Source organism: Lysobacter hankyongensis (assembly GCF_039543145.1).
Classification (GTDB): Bacteria; Pseudomonadota; Gammaproteobacteria; order Xanthomonadales; family Xanthomonadaceae; genus Lysobacter_I; species Lysobacter_I hankyongensis.
The window spans coordinates 66,484-89,754 of the sequence record NZ_BAABJE010000002.1; the positions used below are offsets into that span (position 1 = coordinate 66,484).

General features: G+C 69.7%; 24 protein-coding genes. 8 read left to right on the forward strand and 16 right to left on the reverse strand.

Features of this window, described 5'->3' with window-relative positions:
- The 7 genes from ABD974_RS04160 to ABD974_RS04190 all read right to left on the reverse strand — a co-directional run bounded on the left by ABD974_RS04160 (nt 1) and on the right by ABD974_RS04190 (nt 6,075).
- Complete coding sequence (locus ABD974_RS04160; RefSeq protein WP_345302031.1) at nt 1–903, reverse strand: ABC transporter ATP-binding protein; 903 nt, start codon at nt 901–903, stop codon at nt 1–3.
- 187 nt (nt 904–1,090) lie between these two features.
- On the reverse strand, nt 1,091–1,495 hold the full coding sequence (locus ABD974_RS04165) for a GFA family protein (protein ID WP_345302376.1): 405 nt from the start codon (nt 1,493–1,495) through the stop codon (nt 1,091–1,093).
- A gap of 2 nt (nt 1,496–1,497) precedes the next feature.
- Nucleotides 1,498–2,106 (reverse strand): hypothetical protein, encoded by a 609-nt coding sequence (locus ABD974_RS04170; protein WP_345302032.1) that lies wholly within the window; start codon nt 2,104–2,106, stop codon nt 1,498–1,500.
- 100 nt (nt 2,107–2,206) lie between these two features.
- Entirely contained in the window at nt 2,207–2,917 is a 711-nt protein-coding gene (locus ABD974_RS04175) for an HAD family hydrolase (RefSeq protein WP_345302033.1), read from the reverse strand.
- 46 nt (nt 2,918–2,963) lie between these two features.
- On the reverse strand, nt 2,964–3,767 hold the full coding sequence (locus ABD974_RS04180; RefSeq protein ID WP_345302034.1) for a lytic transglycosylase domain-containing protein: 804 nt from the start codon (nt 3,765–3,767) through the stop codon (nt 2,964–2,966).
- Between the two features lie 18 nt (nt 3,768–3,785).
- On the reverse strand, nt 3,786–4,838 hold the full coding sequence (locus ABD974_RS04185; protein WP_345302035.1) for a hypothetical protein: 1,053 nt from the start codon (nt 4,836–4,838) through the stop codon (nt 3,786–3,788).
- Between the two features lie 25 nt (nt 4,839–4,863).
- Complete coding sequence (locus tag ABD974_RS04190) at nt 4,864–6,075, reverse strand: cation:proton antiporter (RefSeq protein ID WP_345302036.1); 1,212 nt, start codon at nt 6,073–6,075, stop codon at nt 4,864–4,866.
- A gap of 191 nt (nt 6,076–6,266) precedes the next feature.
- Here ABD974_RS04190 and mltB point away from each other — a divergent pair, with 191 nt between their 5' ends.
- From mltB to ABD974_RS04220, 6 genes are all read left to right on the forward strand, one after another.
- Nucleotides 6,267–7,382 (forward strand): lytic murein transglycosylase B, encoded by a 1,116-nt coding sequence (gene mltB, locus ABD974_RS04195; protein WP_345302037.1) that lies wholly within the window; start codon nt 6,267–6,269, stop codon nt 7,380–7,382.
- Entirely contained in the window at nt 7,379–8,500 is a 1,122-nt protein-coding gene (locus ABD974_RS04200; protein ID WP_345302038.1) for a septal ring lytic transglycosylase RlpA family protein, read from the forward strand. Before mltB ends, ABD974_RS04200 begins: the two co-directional genes overlap by 4 nt.
- Before the next feature lie 190 nt (nt 8,501–8,690).
- Nucleotides 8,691–9,878, forward strand: coding sequence for a D-alanyl-D-alanine carboxypeptidase family protein (locus ABD974_RS04205; RefSeq protein WP_345302039.1), 1,188 nt, complete (start codon nt 8,691–8,693; stop codon nt 9,876–9,878).
- Nucleotides 9,879–9,930: 52 nt separating this feature from the next.
- Nucleotides 9,931–10,224, forward strand: a complete 294-nt coding sequence (locus ABD974_RS04210; protein WP_345302040.1) for a hypothetical protein — start codon at nt 9,931–9,933, stop codon at nt 10,222–10,224.
- Nucleotides 10,225–10,246: 22 nt separating this feature from the next.
- On the forward strand, nt 10,247–10,630 hold the full coding sequence (locus tag ABD974_RS04215) for a VOC family protein (RefSeq protein ID WP_345302041.1): 384 nt from the start codon (nt 10,247–10,249) through the stop codon (nt 10,628–10,630).
- A gap of 4 nt (nt 10,631–10,634) precedes the next feature.
- Nucleotides 10,635–11,015: a VOC family protein gene (locus ABD974_RS04220; RefSeq protein ID WP_345302042.1), complete on the forward strand. Its 381-nt coding sequence runs from the start codon at nt 10,635–10,637 to the stop codon at nt 11,013–11,015.
- Between the two features lie 46 nt (nt 11,016–11,061).
- Here the strand turns inward: ABD974_RS04220 and ABD974_RS04225 are convergent, their stop codons facing one another.
- Genes ABD974_RS04225 through ABD974_RS04250 form a run of 6 tightly spaced genes read right to left on the reverse strand, consistent with a single transcriptional unit; the run spans nt 11,062 to nt 19,039 of the window.
- On the reverse strand, nt 11,062–13,899 hold the full coding sequence (locus tag ABD974_RS04225) for a bpX6 domain-containing protein (RefSeq protein WP_345302043.1): 2,838 nt from the start codon (nt 13,897–13,899) through the stop codon (nt 11,062–11,064).
- Complete coding sequence (locus ABD974_RS04230) at nt 13,889–15,769, reverse strand: hypothetical protein (RefSeq protein ID WP_345302044.1); 1,881 nt, start codon at nt 15,767–15,769, stop codon at nt 13,889–13,891. The genes ABD974_RS04225 and ABD974_RS04230 overlap by 11 nt, the downstream gene beginning before the upstream one ends.
- The gene (locus ABD974_RS04235; protein WP_345302045.1) at nt 15,766–16,218 is read right to left on the reverse strand and encodes a bpX5 domain-containing protein; all 453 of its coding nucleotides are present in this window, start codon (nt 16,216–16,218) and stop codon (nt 15,766–15,768) included. Before ABD974_RS04235 ends, ABD974_RS04230 begins: the two co-directional genes overlap by 4 nt.
- Entirely contained in the window at nt 16,215–17,342 is a 1,128-nt protein-coding gene (locus tag ABD974_RS04240) for an AAA family ATPase (protein WP_345302046.1), read from the reverse strand. Before ABD974_RS04240 ends, ABD974_RS04235 begins: the two co-directional genes overlap by 4 nt.
- Before the next feature lie 37 nt (nt 17,343–17,379).
- Nucleotides 17,380–17,691: a preprotein translocase subunit YajC gene (gene yajC, locus ABD974_RS04245; RefSeq protein WP_345302047.1), complete on the reverse strand. Its 312-nt coding sequence runs from the start codon at nt 17,689–17,691 to the stop codon at nt 17,380–17,382.
- Nucleotides 17,692–17,704: 13 nt separating this feature from the next.
- Nucleotides 17,705–19,039, reverse strand: a complete 1,335-nt coding sequence (locus ABD974_RS04250) for a tryptophan--tRNA ligase (protein ID WP_345302048.1) — start codon at nt 19,037–19,039, stop codon at nt 17,705–17,707.
- A 155-nt stretch (nt 19,040–19,194) separates the two neighbouring features.
- Here ABD974_RS04250 and ABD974_RS04255 point away from each other — a divergent pair, with 155 nt between their 5' ends.
- On the forward strand, nt 19,195–20,028 hold the full coding sequence (locus tag ABD974_RS04255; protein ID WP_345302049.1) for a hypothetical protein: 834 nt from the start codon (nt 19,195–19,197) through the stop codon (nt 20,026–20,028).
- A gap of 117 nt (nt 20,029–20,145) precedes the next feature.
- Nucleotides 20,146–22,095 carry a S9 family peptidase gene (locus tag ABD974_RS04260; protein WP_345302050.1) on the forward strand — a complete coding sequence of 650 codons (1,950 nt, stop codon included), beginning with the start codon at nt 20,146–20,148 and terminating at the stop codon, nt 22,093–22,095.
- Between the two features lie 33 nt (nt 22,096–22,128).
- Here ABD974_RS04260 and ABD974_RS04265 read toward each other — a convergent pair whose 3' ends face one another.
- The 3 genes from ABD974_RS04265 to ABD974_RS04275 all read right to left on the reverse strand — a co-directional run bounded on the left by ABD974_RS04265 (nt 22,129) and on the right by ABD974_RS04275 (nt 23,235).
- Nucleotides 22,129–22,371 (reverse strand): DUF3297 family protein, encoded by a 243-nt coding sequence (locus tag ABD974_RS04265; RefSeq protein WP_345302051.1) that lies wholly within the window; start codon nt 22,369–22,371, stop codon nt 22,129–22,131.
- Between the two features lie 66 nt (nt 22,372–22,437).
- Nucleotides 22,438–22,893 carry a peptide-methionine (R)-S-oxide reductase MsrB gene (msrB, locus tag ABD974_RS04270; RefSeq protein ID WP_345302052.1) on the reverse strand — a complete coding sequence of 152 codons (456 nt, stop codon included), beginning with the start codon at nt 22,891–22,893 and terminating at the stop codon, nt 22,438–22,440.
- A gap of 36 nt (nt 22,894–22,929) precedes the next feature.
- Complete coding sequence (locus ABD974_RS04275; RefSeq protein ID WP_345302053.1) at nt 22,930–23,235, reverse strand: DUF4031 domain-containing protein; 306 nt, start codon at nt 23,233–23,235, stop codon at nt 22,930–22,932.
- Nucleotides 23,236–23,271: the final 36 nt, after the last annotated feature.

The window sequence follows — 23,271 nt, forward strand, 5'->3', positions numbered from 1 at the left end:
TCAGTGGCTCCGTGCGTGCGCGGCGTCGGCGGTCGGGCCGGTCAGCCACGCATAGGCGTCTTCGAGTTCGGGCGTCACCGCCTGCGCATCGGCATGCGGGCAGGCGTCCGCGAGCACGCGCACACGGATGCCTTCGGGGCGGCGCAGCGAACCGCAGAGCGTGAAGCGCCTGCGCACGTCGGCGAGGTGTTCCGGCGCGATCGTCCATTCCCAGACGTGGCCGTCGGCCTGTGCGATCAACTGCTCCGGCGTGCCATGGAAGCGCAGCGCGCCGGCGCTCATCACCGCCAGCGCGGTCGCGCTGGCTTCGACATCGGAGACGATGTGGGTGGACAGGATCACCAGCCGTTCGCCGGCCAGGTCGGTGAGCAGATGGCGGAAGCGCATGCGCTCTTCCGGATCGAGGCCGACGGTGGGTTCGTCCACGATCAGCAGAGTCGGATCGTTGAGCAGCGCCTGGGCGATGCCGACCCGCTGGCGCATGCCGCCGGAGTATTCGCCGAGGCGGCGGTCGGCGGCGTCGCCGAGCCCGACCTGGGACAGGCAGTGATCGACGCGCTCGCGCGCCTTCGGCCCGGACAGGCCCTTCACCGCGGCGAGGAAGCCGAGGAATTCGCGCGCGCTCAGGGCGGGATAGACGCCGAAGTCCTGCGGCAGATAGCCCAGGGTGGCGCGCAGCGCGTTCGGCGCGGCGGCCAGATCGGTGCCGTTCCAGGTGATCCGACCGCTGCTGGGGCGGGTCATCGTCGCCAGCATCCGCATCAGCGTGGACTTGCCGGCGCCGTTCGGGCCCAGCAGGCCGAGGATCCCGGGCCCGAGCGCCAGGCTCACGTCCGCCACCGCCGCGTGGCCGCCGGCATAGCGGTAGCCCACGGATTCCAGGGAAAGCCTGCATTGCGACATCGTCCATCTCCCGCCCCGGCGACCCGTCGGCGACGGGTCTCTCGTCCAGCTGCCTAGGTAATGTAGTCAACTACAACACCTAATCACATAGGCCGGAAGCCATGGCCGGGCTGGCCGTGCCCCCTGAGGGCACGATTCGAGGAGACGAAATGAGGTGCGACCCGAAGAGGACGCTCCCGGCCGCGGATCAGTCCTTCGACAGATGCGCGATGGCCGCGGTCGCGGCTTCGCGGTCGTTGTCGTCGAAGGCGGTGATGTTCACCTGCGCGACGGTGCCGTCGTCGAGACAGCGCACGTTGACGCTCCAGCCGTCGGGATGGCTGCGCGGCACGTAGAACGCCTTCACGCCGCAGTGGCGGCAGAACAGATGCCGCGCGGTGCCGGTATTGAAGCGGTATTCGGTGAGGTCGTCGGCCCCCGCGGTCAGGCGGAACCGCGAGGCCGGCACGATCAGATGCAGGAAGCCGGTCATCCGACACATCGAACAGTTGCAGTCGAGGGCGTCCAGCGTCGCCGGGGCATCGATCTCGAAGCGCACGCGGCCGCAGTGACAGCCCCCGCGATGCTGGATGAGCTCCGGACCGTCCGCCATGTTCACGGTCTGCCCTTGTCCTTGCCCTTGCCCTTGCCGCCGCTGTTGCCGGGCCCCGAACCATTGCCCTTGCCGCCATGGCCGGGGCCATGGGCATCGTGCCCGCGGTCGTCTCCGTGCTTCGGCCCTCTGCCGCGACCCGGGAAATCGCGCTGCAGCTGCGCGTCGAGTTCGATCGGGCGGCCCCAGCGGTCGTAGCTGGGCACCATGCCGCGCTTGAGCTGGTGGAACTGCGGCGATCCGGGCTTGATGCCCAGACGCTTCGCCATCGCACCCCAGCCCTGGGCGTGGTCGCGTTCCCACTGTTCGACGATGTAGCGGCACGGACGGCCGGCGAGTTTCGCCAGCGCGCAGGCGAAATAAATGTCGCCCGGCGCCCAGCGACGCGCGAGCAGATCGACCACGAGATCGCGCGGTGCGGCGTGGTAGCGCACCAGTTCGTCAACGAAGGGATCGCGGTAGCGGTTGCCGTAGCGGTTCATGTCGCCGAGCCACGCGTCCATCCACACGTCGCCGCTGCGCGGGTTCCAGCCGAAGGTGAAATCCTGGGCCTGTGCAGTGCCTGCGGCCAAGCCGAAGGCGAGCAGGGTGGAAACGATCAGTCTGCGCATGGTCGGAAGCCTGCAGGAACACGTGTGTCGGAGATCATGGTCGCTCGCGGTGTGAGCGTCCAGCCGCGTGTCGCGACCGCGCCGCGGCGCGTGTTGGCGTTCAGCCCGCCGCGAGCGAGCGGATCGCCGCCGGCAGTTCCGCCGGCCCGGCGACGCTGCGCAGCCGCTCCAGCGCGGTCGGCGGTGCGGTTTCTGCTTCGTGCGCCCAGGTCACGTGATAGGGCATGTGCACGCCGCAGCCGCCGAGTTCCAGCACCGGCACGATGTCCGAGCGCAGCGAATTGCCGATCATCGCGAAGTCCGCCGGCGCCAGCGCGAATTCCGCGAGCAGCCGGGCGTAGGTCGCGGCGTCCTTCTCGCTGACGATCTCGATCCGCCGGAACAGGTCCGACAGCCCGGAGTCGCGGACCTTCGCTTCCTGGTGGAACAGATCGCCCTTGGTGATCAGCACCACCGGGCGTTCGCGCGCGATTTCCTCGACCGCCTCGCGGATGCCGGGCAGCAGTTCCACCGGATGCTGCAGCACCGACTTGCCGATCGCGACGATGCGATGCAGGTCGCGCGCGGAAATCCGTTCCTCGGTGATCGCGATCGCGGCTTCGACCATCGACAGGGTCATGCCCTTGGCGCCGTATCCGAAGAGGGCGATGTTCTGCTTCTCGACGGCATACAGCCGGTCGTGGGCGTCGTCCAGATCGACGTAGCCGCCGACGATGCGCTCGAATTCGGCCTGCGCGTCGCGGTAGTAATCTTCGCTGCGCCAGAGGGTGTCGTCGGCGTCGAAGCCGACCAGTTTCAGTGTGCGGGTCATGTGTGCAGTATGCCGCGGTTCGCGCGATGCGGCATGCGCACGGCGGTCACGGCAGGGTGGTGCGCAGTTTGTCCGTGACCGGGATCGCATCCGCCGGGCGCAGCGGCGGCGACAACGCGGCGCGATAGACGCGGTACAGCGCCTGCACCTTCTCCAGATAGGCCTGGGTTTCCTTGTACGGCGGCACGCCGTCGTAGCGCGCCACCGCGCCCATCCCGGCGTTGTACGCGGCGATCGCCAGCACCGGATCGTTGCGGAAGCGTTTGAGCAGCATCCGGAAATGACGCGCGCCGGCATCGATCGATTCGGCCGGCGAAAAAGGATCCTTCACGCCGTATTCCAGCGCGACCGCGGGCATCAACTGCATCACGCCCTGCGCGCCCTTGGGCGAGACCGCCTTTTCGTCGAACGCGCTTTCGGCGTGGGCGATCGCGCGCAGCCAGGCATCGTCGACGCCGGTGCGTTTCGCCACGGCCCTGAAGATCTTCGCGTGGCGATCGAGGCGCGGGGTGTCGACCTTGCCCAGGCCTTCGTGCGCGGGCTCGCCTTCGGGCGTTTCCACGGTGAAGCGCAGATACACCCGCGAACCGGGCAGATTGCGGGTGCCGTACACGAGCTTGCCGTCCTGCTCGCGTTCGTACAGCGTGCCGCTGAACACGCCCATCTCGCCCCACAGGTTCGGGGTCTGCACCGCGGTGTCGTCGATCTCTTTCGCTTCGCACTTCGAGCCCGGTTCCGGCGCGGTCGACAGGCTGACGGTGTCGTCGCGCACGCAGCGATAGACCGTGCGCGCTTCGGCCGGCAGGACGGCCAGCGCGAGCGCGAGCGATGCGAACAGCCGGAAGGACATGGCGACGTGCGCAACGACTCAGGGCCGGCGCGCGGCTTCTTCCTGCGCCCAGGTGCGCGTGCTGCCGCGCAGGCGCATGCGATGGCGTTCGTGTTCGTCGTGGAGGCGGCCGTAACGGCTGGTGTTCACGGTTTCCACCAGCTCGATCGTGCCGGTGTCGCGGCGGAAGACCAGCACGCCTTCCTCGCGCAGCGAAAGATCCTGCGGCGCGCCTGCGTCGGCCGCGGTGCCGCCGGTGAGTTCGGAGACCAGCGCCCATTGCGCGGCGGCATCGCCGTCGGTGTCGAGCGCATGGGTCCAGCGGATGCGCGCGAGACCGGGATCCTCGCGGTCGATCTCCAGCACGTACTCGCGTTTGCCGGGGAGCGGGCGGCCCTCCATCGGCGATTCGATCGGGGTGTCGTCGCGATAACGCCTGCCCACTTCCAGCGGCCTGCCGACGAAGGCGCTGAAGGTCTTCATCTGGCTGCTGCAGACGTGTTCGACGCCGTCGAGGGTGATGATCTGCGGGATGGCCGCGTCGAGCTGCGCGCGCGCCGCGTCGAGGGCGGCATCGCGGTCGTACTTCGACACCTTCGGCCCGTCCTTGCCGAAGCTCTTCCTGAGGCCGGCTTCGAGCACCGGACGGATCGCGGCGCGGACGTCGGCGGCCACCGCGTCGAGATTGCGCACGCGGCGATAGCGGCCGTTGCGGTCGAGTTCGATGGTCACCGGCAGGCCGTCGAGTTTCTCCAGCATCGGCGCGAGCAGGTCGGTGGTGCTGCGGTCGCCGTCGATCGCCTCCACCCGGCTGTCGCGGGTGGTCCAGGCCAGCACATGGCCACCGCGTCCCGTCTCTTCCACCCGCACTTCGGTGCGATCGGTGACGCGCCGGCTGCCGCTGCCTTCGACGTTCTTCTCGCGATGGATCGATTCGGTGTCGTACACCAGCGTCATCCCGGCGCGCCACGGCACCGGCATGTTCACGCGTTCGGCGGCGCGCGCGGGGGGCGCGACCAGCGACAGCAGGACCGGCAGCAGCGTGGCGAGAAACGCGGCGAAGAACTGGGCGGCAGAACGTGTCGGGGTCATCGTCGGTATCCGGTGGGCGTTGCGGTCAGGCGCCGCGCGAGATCAGCTCGCGCATACGCTGCAGTTTCGGCGCCACCATCGGCACCGTCAGCATCGTGCTGGCCACCGCCATCAACAGCAGCGCGGTGAAGGTGGCGCTGGTGATGATCTGCTTGTCGAGCAGCACGTTGGCGAAGATGATCATGATCAACGCCTTGGTCTGCAGCAGCCAGCCGATGACCGAGGCTTCGCCCGGCTGCCATTTCAGGATGCGTCCGGCCAGATGCACACCGGCCAGCTTGCCGCCGAGCTGGGCGAGCAGCAGCGCGGCGGCCGCGACGAACACCGCCGCGCCGCCCATGTCCCAGCCGGTGCGCAGGCCGGTGCTGAGGAAGAACACCGGCATGATCACCAGCAGCACGTTGTGGCGCAGGGTGTCCATCTTGTCGCGGTCGAACCAGTGGTGGTCCATGACCACGCCGGCGAGGAAGGCGCCGACCATGAAGTGCAGGCCCGACCAGTCCGCGCCGAAGGCGCAGGCCGCCAGCCAGAACAGCGCGACGTACCAGCGGTCGCGTTCCGGAATGCGCACCATGAGTTTGCGGAAGACGACGCAGGCGAGCGAGAACACCGCGATGAACGCGACCTGGCGGCCGATCCGCTGCCAGTCCATCAACACCAGCGCGAGTACGCCCCAGATCGCGACATCGTCGAGGCTGGCGTAGCGCAGGATGCGCTGGCCGATCGGCTGGCGCAGGATCTCGAGCTTCTCCATCAGCAGGATCAGGATCGGCAGCGCGGTCACCGCGCAGGCCATGCCCACGCCGACCACGAACTGCCAGGTCAGGCCCTTCGGCCCGATCCAGCCGTCGAAGGCCAGCATCGCCGCGGCCACGCCGCAGCCGAACAGCATCGGCGTGCCCAGGGCCAGGCCGGCGGTGATCGAGCTTTCGCGGCGATGCTTCCAGGCTTCGCCAAGATCCAGTTCGATGCCGGCGATCCACACGAACAGCATCACCGCCCACCAGGCCACGCCGTTGAGCGACTGGATCACGTCCTTGGTGAAGATGAACTGGTAGTACTCGGGGAAGATCGCACCGAGCACGCCCGGCCCCAGCAGGATGCCGGTGATGATCTGCACCACCACCAGCGGGGCGAAGTAATCGGTGCGGCCGAGGCGCCAGATCAGATACGGCACCGCGAAGATGATGACCATCGCGATCAGGAACAACTCGGTGGTGGTGATGGCGTGGGGCATCTGCAGCCTGTGCGATCGGCAGGGCCGGCAAGCATAGCGGAGCCTCCGCAAGCGGTCCCGTGCACGCCGATCCAGCTGAACCGGCGGGATAGGTCGTCCCGCTGTCGCGTGCTACCCTCTCGCCGTGACCCCGCCAGAAGAGGCGTAAGCCCTTGATTCTTCGTGCCTTGCCCCGCGTGGCTGCGGTCGCGATGAGCGTGTCGCTCGTCGCCTGCGCCACCCAGACACCGCCTCCGAAGCCCGTGGCCGTCGTCGCGGCTCCCGAAGCGCCGCCGCCGCCCGCACCACCGCTGGCGCTGCTGCCGAAGGTCCCGCAGCCGCAGGAGCGCCCGGTGGCGCCGCCGGCGGTCACCGATCCGGCGATTCCGCGCGAACAGCGCATCGCCGCGTTCGTCGATTACACCGCGACCACCTACGACATCGACCCGCAGCGCATCCGCGACACCCTGGCGCAGGCCGAGTACAAGCAGAGCATCATCGACGCCATCACCCGCCCGGCCGAGGCGGTGAAACCCTGGCGCGATTACCGCACCATCTTCATGACGCCCGCGCGCATCGACGGCGGCATCGCGTTCTATCGCGACAACCGCGAGCCGCTGGAACGGGTCGCCGCGCAGACCGGCGTGCCGGCCGAGTACATCGTCGCGATCATCGGCGTGGAAACCTTCTACGGCCGCAACACCGGCAGCTATCGCGTGCTGGACGCGCTGTACACGCTGGCCTTCGATCATCCCAAGCGCGCGCCGTTCTTCGCCGGGGAGCTTGCGCAGATGTTCGCGCTGGCGAAGGAGGAGCCGCAGCTCGACCTGCTGGCCCTGAAGGGCAGTTACGCCGGCGCGATGGGCATGGGCCAGTTCATGCCGTCGAGCTATCGCCTGTGGGCGAAGGACGGCGACCGCGACGGCCGCCGCGATCTGCTCACGCACAAGCCCGACGTGTTCGCGTCGATCGCCAATTACTTCGTCGTGCACGGCTGGCAGGCCGATGGCCCGGTGGTCGCGCGCGCGACGCTGGACGCGGGCGCCGCCGAATTCGTGCCGGAGAATCTCGAACCGGCGCAGCCGCTGCCAGCGCTGGCCGCGCGCGGTTACCGGCCGCAGGCCGGCGAGCCCACGCCCCGCGATCCCGCGACCGAAGGCGCGACGGTGGTCAACCTCGATGGCGCGGCCGGCCGCGAATACTGGCTGGGCTATCGCAACTACTACGTCATCACCCGCTACAACCGCTCGCCGATGTATGCGCTGGCGGTGCATCAGCTGGCCAGCGCCATCCGCGCGGGCGCGGCCTCGAACGGGGCGCAGCCGTGAGCGCGCTCGTGCGCGGCGTCGGGCTGGCGGTGCTGTCGTGCGCGCTGGCCGCCTGCGGCAGCGCGCCGAAGCGATCCGACCCGCCGCCCGCGGCGGAGCGCGCCCCGGAACATCGCGACGCCGGTCGCGAGGTCGCGCATGCGCCGAAGCGCTCGCCGTATCCGCCGGCCCAGGAAGACCCGTCCAAACGCGGCGATTACGTCGCCGGCGGGCTGTACGCGCCGCACATCCCGGACAGCGCGCCGGACGAGATTCCCGACGTCGACGCCATCCCTGAGCCGGAAGTGAAGGCCGAACCGCGTTCGCGCATCGGCAACCGCAGCTATGCGGTGATGGGCAAGCGCTATCAGGTCCGCGATTCCGCCGAGGGCTATGTCGAAGAGGGCATGGCCTCGTTCTACGGCAGCAAGTTCCACGGCCGCAAGACGTCGAATCACGAGGTGTACGACATGTACGCCTTCAGCGCGGCGCACAAGACGTTGCCGCTGCCCAGCTATGTGCGGGTGACCAATCTCGCCAACGGCAAATCGGTGGTGGTGCGGGTCAACGATCGCGGCCCGTTCCACGCCGGGCGCATCATCGATCTGAGCTACGCCGCCGCGACCAAGCTCGGCTTCACCCGGCAGGGCACCGCGCGGGTCGAAGTGCGGGCGCTGACGCCGGAGGAAGGCCGTGGCGGACGCGAGACCGCCGCGCGCACGCCGCCGGTGCAGGCGCCGCCGGTGACGACGGTCGAGGACAACGCGGTCTCCGCCGACGAATTCGAGCGCTGGATGCGCGAACGCGGCATTCGTTTCGCGAGCGCGGCGGCGACGCCCGCGACGTCGACGGCCCGCGTGCCCGCGACGGCACCCGCGACCGCGACGCCTTCGCCCACCGGCGACGGCAGCGACGTGCTGCTGCAGCTGGCGTCGTTCTCGGCCCGCGACAATGCCGAGCGCGCGCGTGACCGTTTGTCGGCCGGCGGCGTCGAGTCGCTGCGCATCGACGAGGCCACGGTGAACGGCCAGCCGGTCTGGCGCCTGCGCATCGGCCCGGTGCCGGCCGCGCGGGTGCAGGAACTTTCGGGGCGTGCCGCCGATCTGGGATTCGGGTCGGCGCAGATCGTGCGCGACTGAAGCGCACGCGACGATGCCTGCATCGCAGGCGCGCGCGTTTGCGGCGTTTGCTTCAAAATACCGCGCTTGTGTCATTTCAGCGGCCTCGGCGGCCGTTTTCTCCGGAGTAGACGATTCGATGAACAGGTTGGGTGCGGTGCGACAGGGCGAACGCGCAGGCGGCTCTGGACGGAAACATTCCGCAGGGACGATGCGTGCGTGGTGGGCGGCCGTCGCGGCCACGTGCACGGTGGGCCTCGCGCTGGCGCAGGCGCCGACCGCGAAACCCGCACCGCCGCCGCCGCTGACCATTCCCGACGCACCCAAGCCCGTCAGCGCCAAGGCCTGGCTGGTGATGGACGAGGCCACCGGCAAGGTGCTGGCCGGCGAGAACATCGACATGCGCCTGGATCCGGCCAGCATCACCAAGGTGATGACCTCGTACGTGGTCGCGGCCGAGCTGCAGGCCGGCCGGATCAAGGCCAGCGACCAGGTCATGATGAGCGAGAACGCCTGGCGCACCGGCGGCGCCGGCACCGAAGGCAGCTACAGCGGCTTCGAGGTCAACAAGACCGCGCCGCTGGAGGCGATGGAGAAGGGCATGGCGATCCAGTCCGGCAACGACGCCGCGATCGCGCTCGCCGAACACATCGCCGGCACCGAGGCCGCGTTCGCCACGCTGATGAACGACTACGCCAAGCGCCTCGGCATGAAGAACACCCGTTTCGCCAACGCCACCGGCCTGCAGGCCGAGGGCCATTACGCGTCCGCCCACGACCTCGCGCTGCTCGGTCGCGCGCTGATCCGCGATTACCCGCAGCAGTACGCGTACAACAAGGTCCGCGAATTCACCGTCGGCCCGATCACCCAGCCCAACCGCAACCGCCTGCTGTGGCGCGACGAATCGGTCGACGGCATCAAGACCGGCCATCACTCCGCGGCCGGCTGGTGCCTGATGGCCTCGGCCAAGCGCGGCGACCAGCGCCTGATCAGCGTGGTCCTGCACGCCGCCAGCGACGACGAGCGCATGAACGATTCGCAGGCGCTGCTGAACTGGGGCTTCCGTTTCTACGAAACCCATCGCCTCTATCAGGCCGATACCGTCATCGCCAACCACAAGGTGTGGAAAGGCACCGCGGACGTGGTCAAGCTCGGGCTGGAACAGCCGCTGCTGGTGAGCACGCCGCGCGGCCGCTACGCCGACCTCAAGCCGCAGATGGACGTGCCCAAAACTCTCATCGCGCCGATCAAGGCCGGCCAGAAGATCGGCACCGTGCGGGTGATGCTGGACGGCAAGGTGGTGGTCGAAGCGCCGCTGGTCGCGGTCGAGGGCGTGGCCGAGGGCGGATTCTTCAAGCGTCTGTGGCACGAATTCCTGATGTGGTGGGAGTCGGTCTGACGCCGCACCACGCGCACGCCACGGGCCGGCATCGTCCGGCGAGGAGAGCGGGATGGATTTCAGCGAGTTCGTCGCCGTCGTCGGCGCGCAGAAAGAGCCCGAGCTGAAGGATTTCGAGCGTCTCTCGGTGTTCGCGTACACCGCCGAGAAGGACGTGCTGTGGACCGCGCTGGGCCACGCCGGCATCCATCCGATCTATCGCACGCTGCTGGTGCAGGCGCTGCATCGGCGCATGATCGAAGACCTCGAGCGCGAGCAGGCGCGCCAGCGCAGGCTGGAAGAAGAGGCGCGGCTGGAGGCGTCGAAAGACAAGGACCTACCGCCGCCGCGCAAGCGGACGCGCTGAGCGCACGATCGGGGAGGCCGACATGATCGTGCGCGCGCTCACGCCGATGCTGCGGACCTGGGATTTCCCGGGCACGCTCGCGTTCTATGCCGATGTGCTCGGTTTCGCCTGCGAGGCCGGCGGTGTCGAACACGGCTGGGCGGCGCTGCGGCGGGATGCGGTCGAGATCATGGTCTCCGTGCCGAACGCGCACTTCGAAGAGCGCGCCCCCGCATTCACCGGCTCGTTCTATCTGCGGGTCGAGAACGTCGACGCCTGGTGGGCGTCGGTCAAGGATCGCGCGAACGTCTGCTATCCGATCGCGGATTTCGATTACGGCATGCGCGAATTCGCGATCCACGACAACAATGGTTACCTTCTCCAGTTCGGGCGCCCGCTCGGTGGCGCGCCCATCCGCCGGGAGTGATCCGATGACGCACCGCAGCCGCCTCGCCGGCTTCATCATCGACTGCCAGACCGACGACCTCGACACCGCCACCCGCTTCTGGAGCGGCGCGTTGGGCCTGCCCATCGGCGAACTGTCGCCGGAGGAATCCGCGACCTACGCCAAGCTCGACGACGCGCCCGGCGACCTGCACATCGAAGTGCAGAAGGTGACGCACCCCTCGCGCGTGCACCTCGACATCGAGGCCGACGACGTCGATGCCGAAGTGCGGCGCCTCGAAGCGCTCGGCGCGAAACGCGTCGCCGCCGTCCACACCTGGGTGGTCATGGAAGCGCCCACCGGCCAACGCTTCTGCGTGGTGCGGATGAAACACCCGGAGCGCGGGGCGACGCCGAATGTCTGGTGAGCTGCGCGCCGGCGAGTCGCCTGCCCGGTGAGCCGCCGCGCGGCGTTCAGCAGAGACTGAACGCCGTCACTGTCTCGCGGTCGGCATGGATGTCCAGCATCCGGCCCGCGTCGTCGAAGAACACCAGATGGCCGTCGCTTTCGCGGAACTGCGGCGTGGCGCCGGCGGGCCAGTCCACCGTCGCGACGGTGTCGCCGCCGGCCATGCGGCTGACGGCGAAATGGGTCCGGTCCGGCGTGGACACGGCCACCACCAGGCCCTGTCGCGCGGCATGGCAGCCGATGCCGATCTGTTCCGCAGAGACGTGGCCGAAGCTGCGGCCGTCGCCCGCGGCGATCTCGATTTCGCGTCGCCGGCTTTGGGTGTCGAACGACACATGCAGGTGGGTTTCGCTCAGCGATTCGAGCATCGGTTGGCAGACGCCCCCGAAGGGCAGCAACAGACACGGCCGCTGCGGGTCGAGCTTCACGATTTCGCGGCTGGCCAGCCGTCGCGCCGGCAGGTGGTAAGTCCAGTGCTCGAAACCCAGCGGCGTGCGCATCAGATAAAGCTCGTACTGTGCGTCGTGGCGCGCCGCGACCAGCGGGCCGGGCAGATCGCCGACGTGCCAGATCACCTCGCGCAGCGACTTCGCGGTGTCGATCACCAGGATCCGGTTGTCGGCGACCACGCTCCATGCCGCACCGTCGAAGTTCGATGCGTGCGCATCCGCGCGCAGCGAGCCCAGATCGGCGACCGTCCGCCGCACCAGATCGAGCCGGCTCACCCGCGACAGCGTTTCGCGCCTCGCCACCGCCAGCGCGACCAGGCCGTTGTCCGCGATCACGAGTTTCTCGGCGGGCGTCGCATAGCGCTGCTGCACCCGGCCGCGCGCATCCACCACCGCCACGCCGGCTTCGCCGAGCGCGATCAGATAGCGCCGTTCCGGCAGCGGCACGACATCGTGGATGGCCATCAGTCCCGCCGAGGGCGCGGCGAACGCGCGTGCCGATCTGCGTTCCCACAGCGACGTGCGCTGCGACGCGGGCGGCAGCGACCACGCCGGCAGATCGGCCTTGAGATACGGATCGCCGCCGAAGCTCAGCAGTTTGTTGAGCCGGGATTTGCCGAGCAGGTTGCGTCCGGCCGCACGGTCGCCCGCGATCGCCGGCAGGAGCGCGTTGGCGATCGCGGCGATCGCCGGCGTGCGCTGCGGCGCGGTCAGCAATGCTTCGGCCAGCGCGGAGCGCGCCTCGGCGGCGGCCTCCGTATCGGCGGGATCGTCGCCCGGCCGCGCCAGCGCGCGGATGCGGTCGCCATGGCGTTCCAGGGTGTCCGGCAGCCGTTCGGCGCGACGCACCAGCGCGCGCGCCGACAGCGTTTCGCCGGCCTCCTCGGCGATGCGCAGCCATTCGATGGCCAGCGCGCGCGCTTCGGGCAGCGGCCACACCGCGTCCATCGCCGCCAGCCACTCGCCGCGATCCGCCAGCGATTCCCCCCAGAGCAGGCGCAGTTTCCGCGCCTGTTCCGGATGCTGCTGTTCCATCGCGGACACCGCGGAGGCGAACACGCCGTCGCGGCGCGCGATCTGCACCGCGCGGGTCCAATCCCCTGCGAGCAGCAACAGCCGCACCGTCGTGGCCGCCGGCATGTCCCAGGCCATCGACAGCTCCGCCGCCTGCGCGTGCCGGTCGTGGCGCTCCAGATAGTCCAGGCATTCCTGGCGCGCGTTCAGCAGTTCGCCGAGCACGAACACCGCTTCGTCGATGCGGCCCTCGCGATCCAGTCGCTCGAAACTGCGGCGATACATCTCGCGCAGATGCGCGCGCACCATCTCGTCGAGATGCACGTTGACGCTGGGGCCCGTGTCGGTGCCCAGGCGCAGGTCGCCGCGACGCCCGGGCGTGCCGAAGGCCTGTCCCAGCGAAGCGCCGGTGGCGTCGATCGGCAGCGCATGGCGCAATGCTTCGCCGAGATCGCCGTCCTCGAAGCGTTTCATCATCCGCCGCAGATACGCGCCCTGGCGCCAGCCGATCAGGCGCGACGCGCGGGTGGCGATGGCCAGCCGGGTCAGCGCGTCGCGCAGCGCCGACGGCGGCGTCGGCGCGCGCCGGGCCTGTACACCGCCGCCCGCGGCCACCCCGTGCCCCGACGCGCTTTTGCCGGGCATGCCGTGCGCGCCGCTGCCGAGCCAGCGCAGCACGCGACCGAACAGATCCTCGCCCGTGCGCCGGCCGTCGGCCGTCGCGATCGGCGTGCGCTGGCGCGTGCGTGCGTCGGCGAGGATCCGTTTCAGGAATTCTTCGCGTTCTTCGCTGGGCGGCGGAATCCGGTCGCCGAGCACTTCGCGCACGCCCTTGCCGCGCAGGACCGGCAGCGCGGGCGGCGCGAGGGTCGCGCTGCAGTCGAAGGTGTCGTGCAGCGTGAAATCGCCGATCTCGACCCAGACCGAGAGATCGAGCGGCACGCCGTCGGCGAGGCGCAGTCCGCAGGGGCGCGCGCCGCGCACCAGCACCAGATCGAAGCCGCGCACGCGCTGCAATTCGTCCGCGGCCAGCGGCGCGCTGCCGAGCGGGCCCTGCGCGCCGGCATCGTGTCTGCCCGAATCGTGCCTGCCCGAATCGTGCTTGCCCGAATCATGCCGCAGCGCGCACAGCGCCAGCCCGGGCAGCGTCGCGCAGTCGGCGAGCGTCGCCTGCGGAAAGCGCAACAGGTCGCCGTCGGCGAACCGCAGCGCCTGCGCGCCGCTGCGCCATGCGCCGAGCATGCGCGCCACGCGCGCGATCTCGTCGAAGCGCGCGGCATCGAACCACAGCGCCGCGACCGGTTGCACGCCGCGCCACAGCGGCAGGCGCACCGCGTCGTCGTTCGCGACCGCGTCGATGGCGTCGGCGTCAGTCCGCATCCAGCACCTCGCCTTCGCCGTTCCACGCCATCGGGCGCTGGCCTCCGGGCGTGATCACCACCAGCCGCCGATGCTCGGTGACCGCCGCCACCACGTCGCAATCGCTGCCCACGCCGACCGTCGCGATCGGCACGTCGGCGTGATACAGCAGCCACTGCTCCTCCGCACCGATCAGCATCAGACGGCGCCGGTCCGGCGACAGCGCGACCAGGCCGTAATCGGCGCTGTCCGGCGATCGCACCAGGCCGAACACCTGCCACTTCGCGCCGACCGCGATCCGCACCTGCCTGCAGATGTTGCCGTAGCCGCGGCGCTCGAAGACCATCCATGCGCCGCCGTCGCCGCTGCCGTGTTCCGGGATGCACCAGGCGCCGGACCAGTTCACGTTGCCGCCGCGCGCGCCCGACGCGACGTTGCCATGGATCCAGGTCCGCACCGGGCGTCGCGGGGCCTCGCCTTCGCCGATCACGCGATCCACGGTGGTGAAGCGATCGTGCATCACCAGTTCCATGCGTTGACGACCGTAGCGGACGTAGACGAGGCGTTCGCCGTCCGCGCGCGCGATCGCCAGCACGTCGTGCTCGAACACCTCGTGCTGCGCCGCCGTGCCCTGGCCGCGCGCGGGATCGCCGCGCCAGCGCAACAGATGCCCGGCGCCGTCGAGCACGTAGACGTCGTGCGGCTTGCGCGTGCCGGTGAGCCACACGCAGGGGCGCCAGTGCGCCTGTCCCGGCGGCGCCTGGAACTCGCGGTTGTCGGGGCGGACGCGGGTGCGGAAACCCTCGAAATTCCAGAAATGCAGATGTTCCCGGTCGGCGATGATGCCCGCGAAATGTTTCGTGCCCAGCGCGGCGCACAGCAGCTCGCGGCCGCGCGTCCACGCCATCGATCGCGCACCGGTCCGCACCTCGCCGTCGTGTCGCGGCAGCGTGTAGAGCATCGCCATGCTTTCGTCGAGCAGCGGCACCGCGATGCGTTCGCCGCCGGGTCCGATCAACGGCGGCTGGCGCAGCGACAGCCGCGCGCCCCGCGCCTCTTCTTCGACCGGAACCGGCGTCACCTCGAACGCGAACTGGCCGCGCAGCAGTTTCGCCGCCGCGCCGGTGGGCGGCAGCGGCAGGGCCACGTCGCGACGGCCGCCGGGTCCCGCGATCGTCACCGCCAGCGCGCCCAGCCATTCGCGACGGATGTCGACGCGATGGGTGAAATCGTCGCGCTCCTGCGCAACGGCCGCGACGTCGCCGATCCGCCAGCATTCGCCGTGGCCGCGGCGGTCGCCGGCCAGTGCCGCACGCCACGCCGTCGTGGCCGCCGCATCCGCATGCACCAGCGTGCGCCGCGCCAGGAACGCCTTCAGGCGCTGCGGGCTTTCCGCGGGATGCAGTGCCGTCGGTTCGGCCAGCGTGCCCCAGCGGAATTCCAGACCGGCCGCCTCCGCGCGTCGTGCGAGCAGGATCCACAGCGCGACCTGCACCAGCCGCGGTGCGCCCAGCTGCGCCGGACCGGTGTCGAACAGCGCCACGATCCGCGCATCGGCCCTGCGCACTTCGCGGCGCGGCGACAGGAACAGATGTTCGCCGCTGCTCGCACGGCGCAGGAATTCGTCCGGCGCCGCGTCGGCCACGGCCCATTCGCTGAGCAGCAACCGGTGGTACGGGCCGCGTCGCCGCAGATCGTCGATCCCGACCGGTTCCTCGTCGCCGCGCAGCCGCGGTCCGCGGAACGCGCCGAGCGCGGCCTCCAGTCGCGGCAGCAGATCGCCCATCGCGGCGATCTGTTCCGGCGACAGCCATTCCAGCCATGGTCGCCACGGGCGCAGCGCGGCCGGCAACGTCACCGGCGCGGGCAGCGGTGTGCGCGCATCGCTCATGACGCGTCCCAGTGCGCGGCGATCCGCGCCAGCACCGCGGTATCGGCCGGCAGCAGCCGATGCAGCGGCACCAACTGCGCCGGATCGGGCCAGAGCAGCAGCGGCTTCTGCGGATACCTGCGCGCGATCGCCGCCGCCAGCAGATCCAGCGCGATGTCGGGCCGCTGCAGCGTCGGCAGCCACAGCGTCGGCGCATCGGCGCGCGGCGCGGCGTAACGCGCGCCCGCCACCCAGGGCAGGGCATCGGCGGGGCCGGTCAACAGCAGCAGATCCTGATGCGCGGTGACCTGCCACGGCACCGTCGCCTGTCGGCCCTCGCATGCGATCGCCGCCGCATGCGCCTTCGCGAACAGCGCGCGCGCCACCGCACCGCAGCCGACCACGCCGGTCGCGCTCGGCACATCGGTTTCCTCGCGCCAACGCCAGCGCATCGCCGCGGCGTCGCTCAATCCGCGGCCGACGCCACCGCCGCCAATCGCGCGCGGGTCTCGGCCAGCGCGGACGGCAAGGCGTCGGTGGCGAAGTTCGCGTCGATCTCGCGCAGCAGCGCTTCGGCGAGGGTCGCTTTCACCGTGGGTGCGTGATCGCCGTCGAGACAGTCGCGCGCGGCTTCGATCAGGCGAGACACCCGCGACATCGGCTGCAGCGTCGCCTGTTCCACCGCCGCGTGCAGGGTCGGATGCGCCGCCACCGCCAGCCGGTCGCGCAGCGCTTCGCGCGCGCTCAGCTGACTCTGCTGGGTCGGCATCACGTAGAACAGCGGCCACAGATCGGCTTCGGTGGCGCGCGTGCGTCCGGCCAGCACGGTCGCCGCGGCCACCAGCCGCTGCGCCTTCACGATCCGCCGGTCCGACAGCCCCAGTCCCGCCGCGCGCAGCTGGCGCACGGCCGCGGCCAGCGCGCCGCGCGCGTCGTCCATCGCCACCGTGGCCACCGCATCGCACAGCGCACCCAGCTGCGACAGATCGGCGCAGGGCGCGGTCGGCACGCGCTCGCTGTCCCAGCCGCCGCGCAGCAGCGCTTCCAGCTGGTTGTCCGGCACCGGTTCCACGAACAGATGCAGCAGGAAGCGATCGGCGAACGCGGCCAGCGACTCGTCGTCCGGCAATGCGTTCGCCGCGCCCACGCACACGCGCAGCGGGCACTGGTGCACGGTCTGGCCGCGGCGGAAGCGGCGTTCGTTGAGAATGCCCAGCAGCGTGTTCAGCACGGCGGTCGAACCGAGGAACACTTCGTCGAGGAACACCACGTCCGCTTCCGGCAGCATGCCGGTCACGTCGGTTTCCACCACGCCCTCGCGCAGCTTGCGCAGGTCCACCGGCCCGAACAGTTCCGACGGTTCGGTGAAGCGCCCCAGCAGGTATTCGAAATAGCGTCCGCCCAGCGCGCCCGCGACCCGGCGCACGATCGCGCTCTTCGCGGTGCCCGGCGGGCCGATCACCAGCAGATGTTCCTGCGCCACCGCCGCCAGCACGATCAGTTCGGCCAGCTGTTCGCGGCCGACCATGCCGCGGGTGGCGGTCTGCACCACCTCGCGCAGGCGTGCGGCGGTGTCGGAAAGGGATGCGGTCATGCGCGCGTGCCTTGAATGAAAAAGAGGATGCGGAAACTCAGCCGCGCCGGCGCAGCCACGCCCGGCGCACGAAGAACGCCAGTGTCATCATCGCCAGCCACACGCCGTAACCGACCGAAGTCGCCAGCACCTGCGGCCACATGTGGCCGTGCCGACGGTCCGCGATCTCCATCGACCAGTGCATCGACAGCAGGAACGCGGCCGTCGCGAGCGCAAGTGCGCCCAGGTCGAACACGATCCGTGCGGCGGGGCGCGGTCGGCGCGGGTAGATCCAGTACAGCGCGCCGAGGATCAGGAACCACGGCAGGAACAGGATCAGGGCGAGGTTGAGTTCGACGGTGGGGTGCATGGCGTGCGGTCTCTCAGCCGGTCTTGCTTTGCGCGCGTTCGTCTTCGGCGCGCTTGAGCGCATCCAGCGCGGCGCCGGCTTCCGGCGTCTGCACTGCGATGATGGCTGTCGCCGCCGACAACGCAGCGCCGCCTTCCTGCCTGAAGCGCGCGACCCAGGCGCCGGCATCCTTCGGGTTCTCGAAGCCGATGCTCTGCAACAGCACGGCGTCGCCGTCGGCCAGCTTGAAATAGAACTTCCCGTCCTTTTCGCGATACTGCTTCAACTGCGGCAGCGCAGCGGTTTTCTCCTTCTCGGCCTTCGGCGCATCGCCGGCCTTCGAGAGATCGCGCAGTCCCACCGCTTCGCGCAGCGTGCGCAGCAGTGGGGTGGCGTGGCGTTCGCGCAGCGCGACGGCGTTGTCGCGCAGTTGTTCCTCGATGACCGCGGGTTTCGCCATCAGCTCGTTGTAGCGTTCGCGCAGCGGCGCGACTTCCTGGTCGATGCGGTCGAACAGCGTCTGCTTCGCATCGCCCCAGCCGATGCCGTCGGCGAAGGCGGCGCGCATCGCCGCGGTCTCCTCGGCGCTCGCGAACGCCTGATAGAGCTGGAACAGCGCCGAGCCCTCGGTGTCCTTCGCTTCGCCCGGTGCGCGCGAATCGGTGACGATCGAGAAGATCAGCTTCTTCAGCTGCTCGCGCGGGGCGAACAGCGGGATGGTGTTGTCGTAGCTCTTCGACATCTTGCGGCCGTCGAGGCCGGGCAGGGTGGCGACGTGTTCCTCGATCGCCGCTTCCGGCAACGTGAAGAAGGTCTTGCCGACCGGCTCGCCGTACAGATGGTTGAAGCGCTGCGCGAAATCGCGCGCCATCTCGATGTGCTGGATCTGGTCGCGGCCCACCGGCACCTTGTGCGCGTTGAAGATCAGGATGTCCGCGGCCATCAGCACCGGATACATGAACAGGCCGGCGGTGATCGCGTTGTCGTCGTCCTCGCCTTCGGCGCGGTTGCGGTCGACCGCGGCCTTGTAGGCGTGCGCGCGGTTGAGGATGCCCTTGCCGGCCACGCAGGTCAGGAACCAGGTCAGCTCGGTGGTTTCGACGACGTCGCTCTGGCGATAGAACCACACGCGGTCCTGGTCCGGCTGCAGGCCGCAGGCCAGCCAGCTCGCGGCGATCTCCAGCGTCGAACGCTGCACCTTGGTCGGGTCCTGCACCTTGATCAGCGCATGGAGGTCGGCCAGGAAATAGAAGTTCTGCACGTCGGGGCTGCGGCTGGCGGCCACCGCCGGGCGGATCGCGCCGACGTAGTTGCCCAGGTGCGGCGTGCCCGAGGTGGTGATGCCGGTGAGGATGCGCGTGGAAGTCATGGGGCGGCGGAATCGGGTCGGCAGCGGAAGCGGCCGGTCAGTTTACCCGCGGCTGAATGCGGGCGTCCCATTCGCCGCTGCGGCTGCAACCCCGTTCATCGGGCCTGCGCGTTCATGGGGGTGTCCGAACCGGACATCCCACACGGAGCCCCGTCATGTTGCGCCCCACCGCCCTGCTGCTCGCCGCCCTCGTTTCCGCCACCGCCTGCGCGCCGCTGTCGGCGCAGCCGCTGGTCGATGTGGACATCGTCGACCGCGATACCGGCGAATGGCTGCCCGAATACCGCCACCGCGGCCGCGACTGGGTGCCGGGCACTCCGGGCCACCGCTACGGCGTGCGCCTGACCAACACCACCGGCGAGCGCGTGCTCGTGGTGCTGTCGGTGGATGGCGTGAACGCCATCAGCGGCGAAACCGCCGCCGCCAACCAGACCGGTTACGTGCTGGGCCCGTGGCAGAGCACCGAGATCACCGGCTGGCGCAAATCGTGGCAGGACGTCGCCCAGTTCTACTTCACCGACCTGCCCGACAGCTATGCCGCGCGCACCGGCCGCCCCGACAACGTCGGCGTGATCGGCGTGGCGGTCTTCCGCGAACGCGCGCAGCCGCAACCGTATTACGCGCCGCCGGTCGCCCGCGACAACGAATACGACGACCGTTATCGCGGCCGCAACGAAAGCAAATCGGCGCCCGCCGCCGCGCCGCAGGCCTCGCGTCGCGCCGCCGAAGCCGCCGATTCGGCCAGCGGCGTCGGCCAGAGCATCGGCACCGGCCACGGCCAGCGCGAATGGGCGCCGGTCAGCCGCACCGATTTCGTCCGCGCCTCGCGCACCCCGGCACAGGTGGTGCAGGTCCGCTACGACGACATTCCGAACCTGGTCGCGATGGGCGTGATGCCGCGCCCCTACCGTTACGACGACGGCTACCGTCGCGGCCAGCCGCAGGCCTTCCCGAACGGTTTCGCCGCTGATCCCCCGGGCCGCTGGTAAATCTTCCACTGGACGCACGACGGGCCGGCCTCGCCGGCCCGTTTCGTTTGCGTCGCGACCCGCGCCCGCCCGCGTCGTTTATCCTCCTCGCGAGCCGAAACGCAGGGGAATGCGTCGATGATCCGAGGTCTGTTTCGCGCAGGGAGCTGTGCGCTGCTGTTGTGGGCAGGCGCGCTGTCCGCCGCCGAACCGGCAGCCACCGCAGCCGCATCCGTGGCCCCCGTCGATCTGGCGCCCTTTCTGCGCAGGGACGCGTATCTGCAGATCAAGATCTCGCCCACCGGCGAATACTATGCGGCGACGGTGCCGCTGGAAGACCGCACCATCCTGGTGGTGATCCGCCGCGCCGACAAGAAGCCCATCGCCAAGATCGAAGACAAGGAAGACACCGTCGTTGCCGACTTCTGGTGGGTCAACGACCATCGCGTGATGGCCGGCATGGCCAGGAAATACGGCCGCAACGATGTCCCGTCGGCGACCGGCGAACTCGTCGCGATCGATGCCGACGGTTCGCGTTCCATATGGTTGACCGGGCCGACCGATTACAGCTACGCGCTGTTGCACGATACCTTGCGTGCGGACCCCGACAACGTGTTGATCACGGTCGTGCCCTACGGCGCGCAGACCGAGACATCGCTCGAAAAGATGAACGTCTACACCGGCGTGCGCGCGCCGGTGTCCGCGGCACCGGTGACCAATGCCGTGTTCACCAGCGACCAGCGCGGCCATGCGCGCTTCGCGCGCGGCGGCGGCAAGGACAATCTCAGCAAGCTGTATTACCGCGATGCCGGCAACAAACCGTGGCGCCTGATCAACGACGAGTCCGTCAGCGGCGTGCGGGAGATCGCGATGGGATTTTCGCCGGATGGCAGGATCGCGTACCTGCAGGTCGAGCAGGCACGCGGGCCGGATGTCGTCATGGCGATGGACACCGCGACCGGCGCGCGCACCGAGCTGTTGCGCGATCCCGTGGCCGATCCCCATGCGCTGCTGGAGGCGGTCGACGGGGACACGCCGGTCGGTGCGCTGTACGTGCATGGCACCAGCAGCACCCGATTCTTCGATCCGGCAGAGCCGACCGCGAAATATTACCGCCAGCTGGAGAAGGCGTTCCCGGGGCACACCGTCCTGCTGACATCGGCCACCGACGACGGCCGGCTGCTGCTGTTCGCGGTATGGAGCGACCGCAACCCGGGCGATTTCTATCTCTACGACACCGTCGCGAAGAAGGTCGATCCGGTGTTCAGCCGGCGTCTCTGGTTCGATCCCGACCAGCGTCCGCCCACGCGCAGCGTGGAGATTCCGGCGCGCGACGGTCTGATGTTGCATGGTTACCTGACGCTGCCGCTGTCGAGCCCCCGGGATGCGGGTTTGCCGCTGGTCGTGCTGCCGCACGGCGGCCCGTTCGGCGAGTTCGACACCCCCTGGTTCGACGACGACGCGCAATTGCTGGCCGAAGCCGGCTATGCCGTGCTGCGGGTGAACTATCGGGGATCCGGCAACTACGGGCGCGCATTCATGCATGCCGGCGCCCGCGAATGGGGCGGCAGGATGCAGCAGGATCTCACCGACGCCACGCGTTGGGTCATCGCGCAGAAGATCGCGGATCCGGCGCGCGTCTGCATCTACGGCGCCAGCTATGGCGGTTACGCCGCGTTGATGGGCGCCGCCACCGAGCCCGACCTGTACCGCTGTGCGGTGGGCTATGTCGGCGTGTACGACCTGGAAAAGTTGCATCGCGACGTATCGAAGCGCGGTGGCGGTATGGGCAACTGGGCCGACGCTTGGATCGGTCCGCGCGATGGCCTGGGCGCCGTGTCGCCCACCGCGCTGGCCGACCGGATCAGGGCCCCGGTGTTCCTCGCCGCGGGCGGCAAGGACCGGCAGGCGCCGATCGAGCACACCGAACGCATGGAGAAGGCGCTGAAGAACGCCGGCGTGCCGGTGGAAACCCTGTACTACCCGTACGAAGGCCACGGTTTCTACACCGAGGAGCACCGGCGCGAGTACTACACGAGGCTGCTGGCGTTCCTCTCGCGCCACCTCGGTGGCGCGACGGCGAAATAAGCTGGATCGATTGGCGGATCGATCCGGAGCGGATCACTCCGCGCCGCGCAGATACGGTTCGACCGTGCCCTTGACCTTCATCGTCATCGGCTGGCCGCGACGGTCGAGCGCCTTGCCGGCGATGACGCGGACCCAGCCTTCGCTGACGCAGTATTCCTCGACATTGGTGCGCTCGACGCCGTTGAAGCGGATGCCGATCCCGCGTTCCAGCAGGGCTGCATCGTAGAACGGGCTGCGCGGATCGTTGGAGAGGCGGTCGGGAAGCGTGTCGGTCATGGCGGGCAACGGGCGAGATGCGGAAGGCGCATAGGATACCCCGGGCCGCCGCGGCCCGGCCGCGACTCAGAACGCGGTCTCGCCGCGCGCCAGCGGGTCGGGCAGGGGTTCGCCCTCGCCCACGAAACCCAGCGACACCGAATTCAGGCAATAACGAAGGCCGGTCGGCCGCGGGCCGTCGGGAAAGACGTGGCCGAGGTGCGACTCGCAGCGTGCGCAGACGATCTCGATCCGGACCATGCCGTGGCTGGTGTCGCGGATGTTCTTCACGTGTTCGGTGGCGAAGGGCGCGAAGAAACTCGGCCAGCCGGTGCCGGAATCGAATTTCGTGCTGGAACGGAACAACGGTAGTCCGCAGAAACGGCAGACGTAGGCGCCCTCGCGCTTGTTGTCGAGGAACACGCCGCAGAACGGCGCCTCGGTGCCGTGCGACAGCAGCACGCGGCGTTCCTCGGGCGAGAGCGCGGCGGCGAGCGCGACGCGCTGGTCGGCGGTGGGCGGGGTCAGGTCGAAATCGGGCATGCGGGGCTCCGGGCGGAAGGCGGGGACGGGTCGATGTCAGGAGGCGTCATCGGCGCCGCCGGTTGCGTGGCCGCTCCATTGCCGCCGCGCGTTGGCGATGATCGCGCGCATCCGGGTGCGGTCCTCGTGCCGCGACACCGGGGTCGCACCCAGCGTCAGCGCGCGTTCGCGCAGGGCGCTGTCGATGTCGTAGTGCGCGCCGCTGCGCTTGTCCTGGAAGGCGCGACGCGGAATGCCCAGGCGCGCGGCGAAGGCGTGCAGTTCGTCCAGTTCGTCGGCCATGAGATGCGCCCAGCGCCGGCCGCGCCAGCGGAACACAGCGTTGTCGACGTAAACGGCCATGGCCACAGTGAACCACGCCCGCGGCCCATCCGGCAA

What these genes read in the sequence shown, in the direction of transcription:
- ABD974_RS04255 (WP_345302049.1), top strand. Translation starts at nt 19,195, where the DNA reads ATGTTGCGCCCCACCGCCCTGCTGCTCGCCGCCCTCGTTTCCGCCACC.
- ABD974_RS04275 (WP_345302053.1), bottom strand. Translation starts at nt 23,235, where the DNA reads ATGGCCGTTTACGTCGACAACGCTGTGTTCCGCTGGCGCGGCCGGCGC.
- ABD974_RS04230 (WP_345302044.1), bottom strand. Translation starts at nt 15,769, where the DNA reads ATGAGCGATGCGCGCACACCGCTGCCCGCGCCGGTGACGTTGCCGGCC.
- ABD974_RS04240 (WP_345302046.1), bottom strand. Translation starts at nt 17,342, where the DNA reads ATGACCGCATCCCTTTCCGACACCGCCGCACGCCTGCGCGAGGTGGTG.
- ABD974_RS04170 (WP_345302032.1), bottom strand. Translation starts at nt 2,106, where the DNA reads ATGCGCAGACTGATCGTTTCCACCCTGCTCGCCTTCGGCTTGGCCGCA.
- ABD974_RS04180 (WP_345302034.1), bottom strand. Translation starts at nt 3,767, where the DNA reads ATGTCCTTCCGGCTGTTCGCATCGCTCGCGCTCGCGCTGGCCGTCCTG.
- ABD974_RS04265 (WP_345302051.1), bottom strand. Translation starts at nt 22,371, where the DNA reads ATGACCGACACGCTTCCCGACCGCCTCTCCAACGATCCGCGCAGCCCG.
- ABD974_RS04175 (WP_345302033.1), bottom strand. Translation starts at nt 2,917, where the DNA reads ATGACCCGCACACTGAAACTGGTCGGCTTCGACGCCGACGACACCCTC.
- msrB (WP_345302052.1), bottom strand. Translation starts at nt 22,893, where the DNA reads ATGCCCGATTTCGACCTGACCCCGCCCACCGCCGACCAGCGCGTCGCG.
- ABD974_RS04250 (WP_345302048.1), bottom strand. Translation starts at nt 19,039, where the DNA reads ATGACTTCCACGCGCATCCTCACCGGCATCACCACCTCGGGCACGCCG.
- ABD974_RS04205 (WP_345302039.1), top strand. Translation starts at nt 8,691, where the DNA reads ATGCGTGCGTGGTGGGCGGCCGTCGCGGCCACGTGCACGGTGGGCCTC.
- ABD974_RS04190 (WP_345302036.1), bottom strand. Translation starts at nt 6,075, where the DNA reads ATGCCCCACGCCATCACCACCACCGAGTTGTTCCTGATCGCGATGGTC.
- ABD974_RS04185 (WP_345302035.1), bottom strand. Translation starts at nt 4,838, where the DNA reads ATGACCCCGACACGTTCTGCCGCCCAGTTCTTCGCCGCGTTTCTCGCC.
- ABD974_RS04160 (WP_345302031.1), bottom strand. Translation starts at nt 903, where the DNA reads ATGTCGCAATGCAGGCTTTCCCTGGAATCCGTGGGCTACCGCTATGCC.
- ABD974_RS04220 (WP_345302042.1), top strand. Translation starts at nt 10,635, where the DNA reads ATGACGCACCGCAGCCGCCTCGCCGGCTTCATCATCGACTGCCAGACC.
- ABD974_RS04215 (WP_345302041.1), top strand. Translation starts at nt 10,247, where the DNA reads ATGATCGTGCGCGCGCTCACGCCGATGCTGCGGACCTGGGATTTCCCG.
- mltB (WP_345302037.1), top strand. Translation starts at nt 6,267, where the DNA reads ATGAGCGTGTCGCTCGTCGCCTGCGCCACCCAGACACCGCCTCCGAAG.
- ABD974_RS04210 (WP_345302040.1), top strand. Translation starts at nt 9,931, where the DNA reads ATGGATTTCAGCGAGTTCGTCGCCGTCGTCGGCGCGCAGAAAGAGCCC.
- ABD974_RS04225 (WP_345302043.1), bottom strand. Translation starts at nt 13,899, where the DNA reads ATGCGGACTGACGCCGACGCCATCGACGCGGTCGCGAACGACGACGCG.
- yajC (WP_345302047.1), bottom strand. Translation starts at nt 17,691, where the DNA reads ATGCACCCCACCGTCGAACTCAACCTCGCCCTGATCCTGTTCCTGCCG.
- ABD974_RS04165 (WP_345302376.1), bottom strand. Translation starts at nt 1,495, where the DNA reads ATGGCGGACGGTCCGGAGCTCATCCAGCATCGCGGGGGCTGTCACTGC.
- ABD974_RS04260 (WP_345302050.1), top strand. Translation starts at nt 20,146, where the DNA reads ATGATCCGAGGTCTGTTTCGCGCAGGGAGCTGTGCGCTGCTGTTGTGG.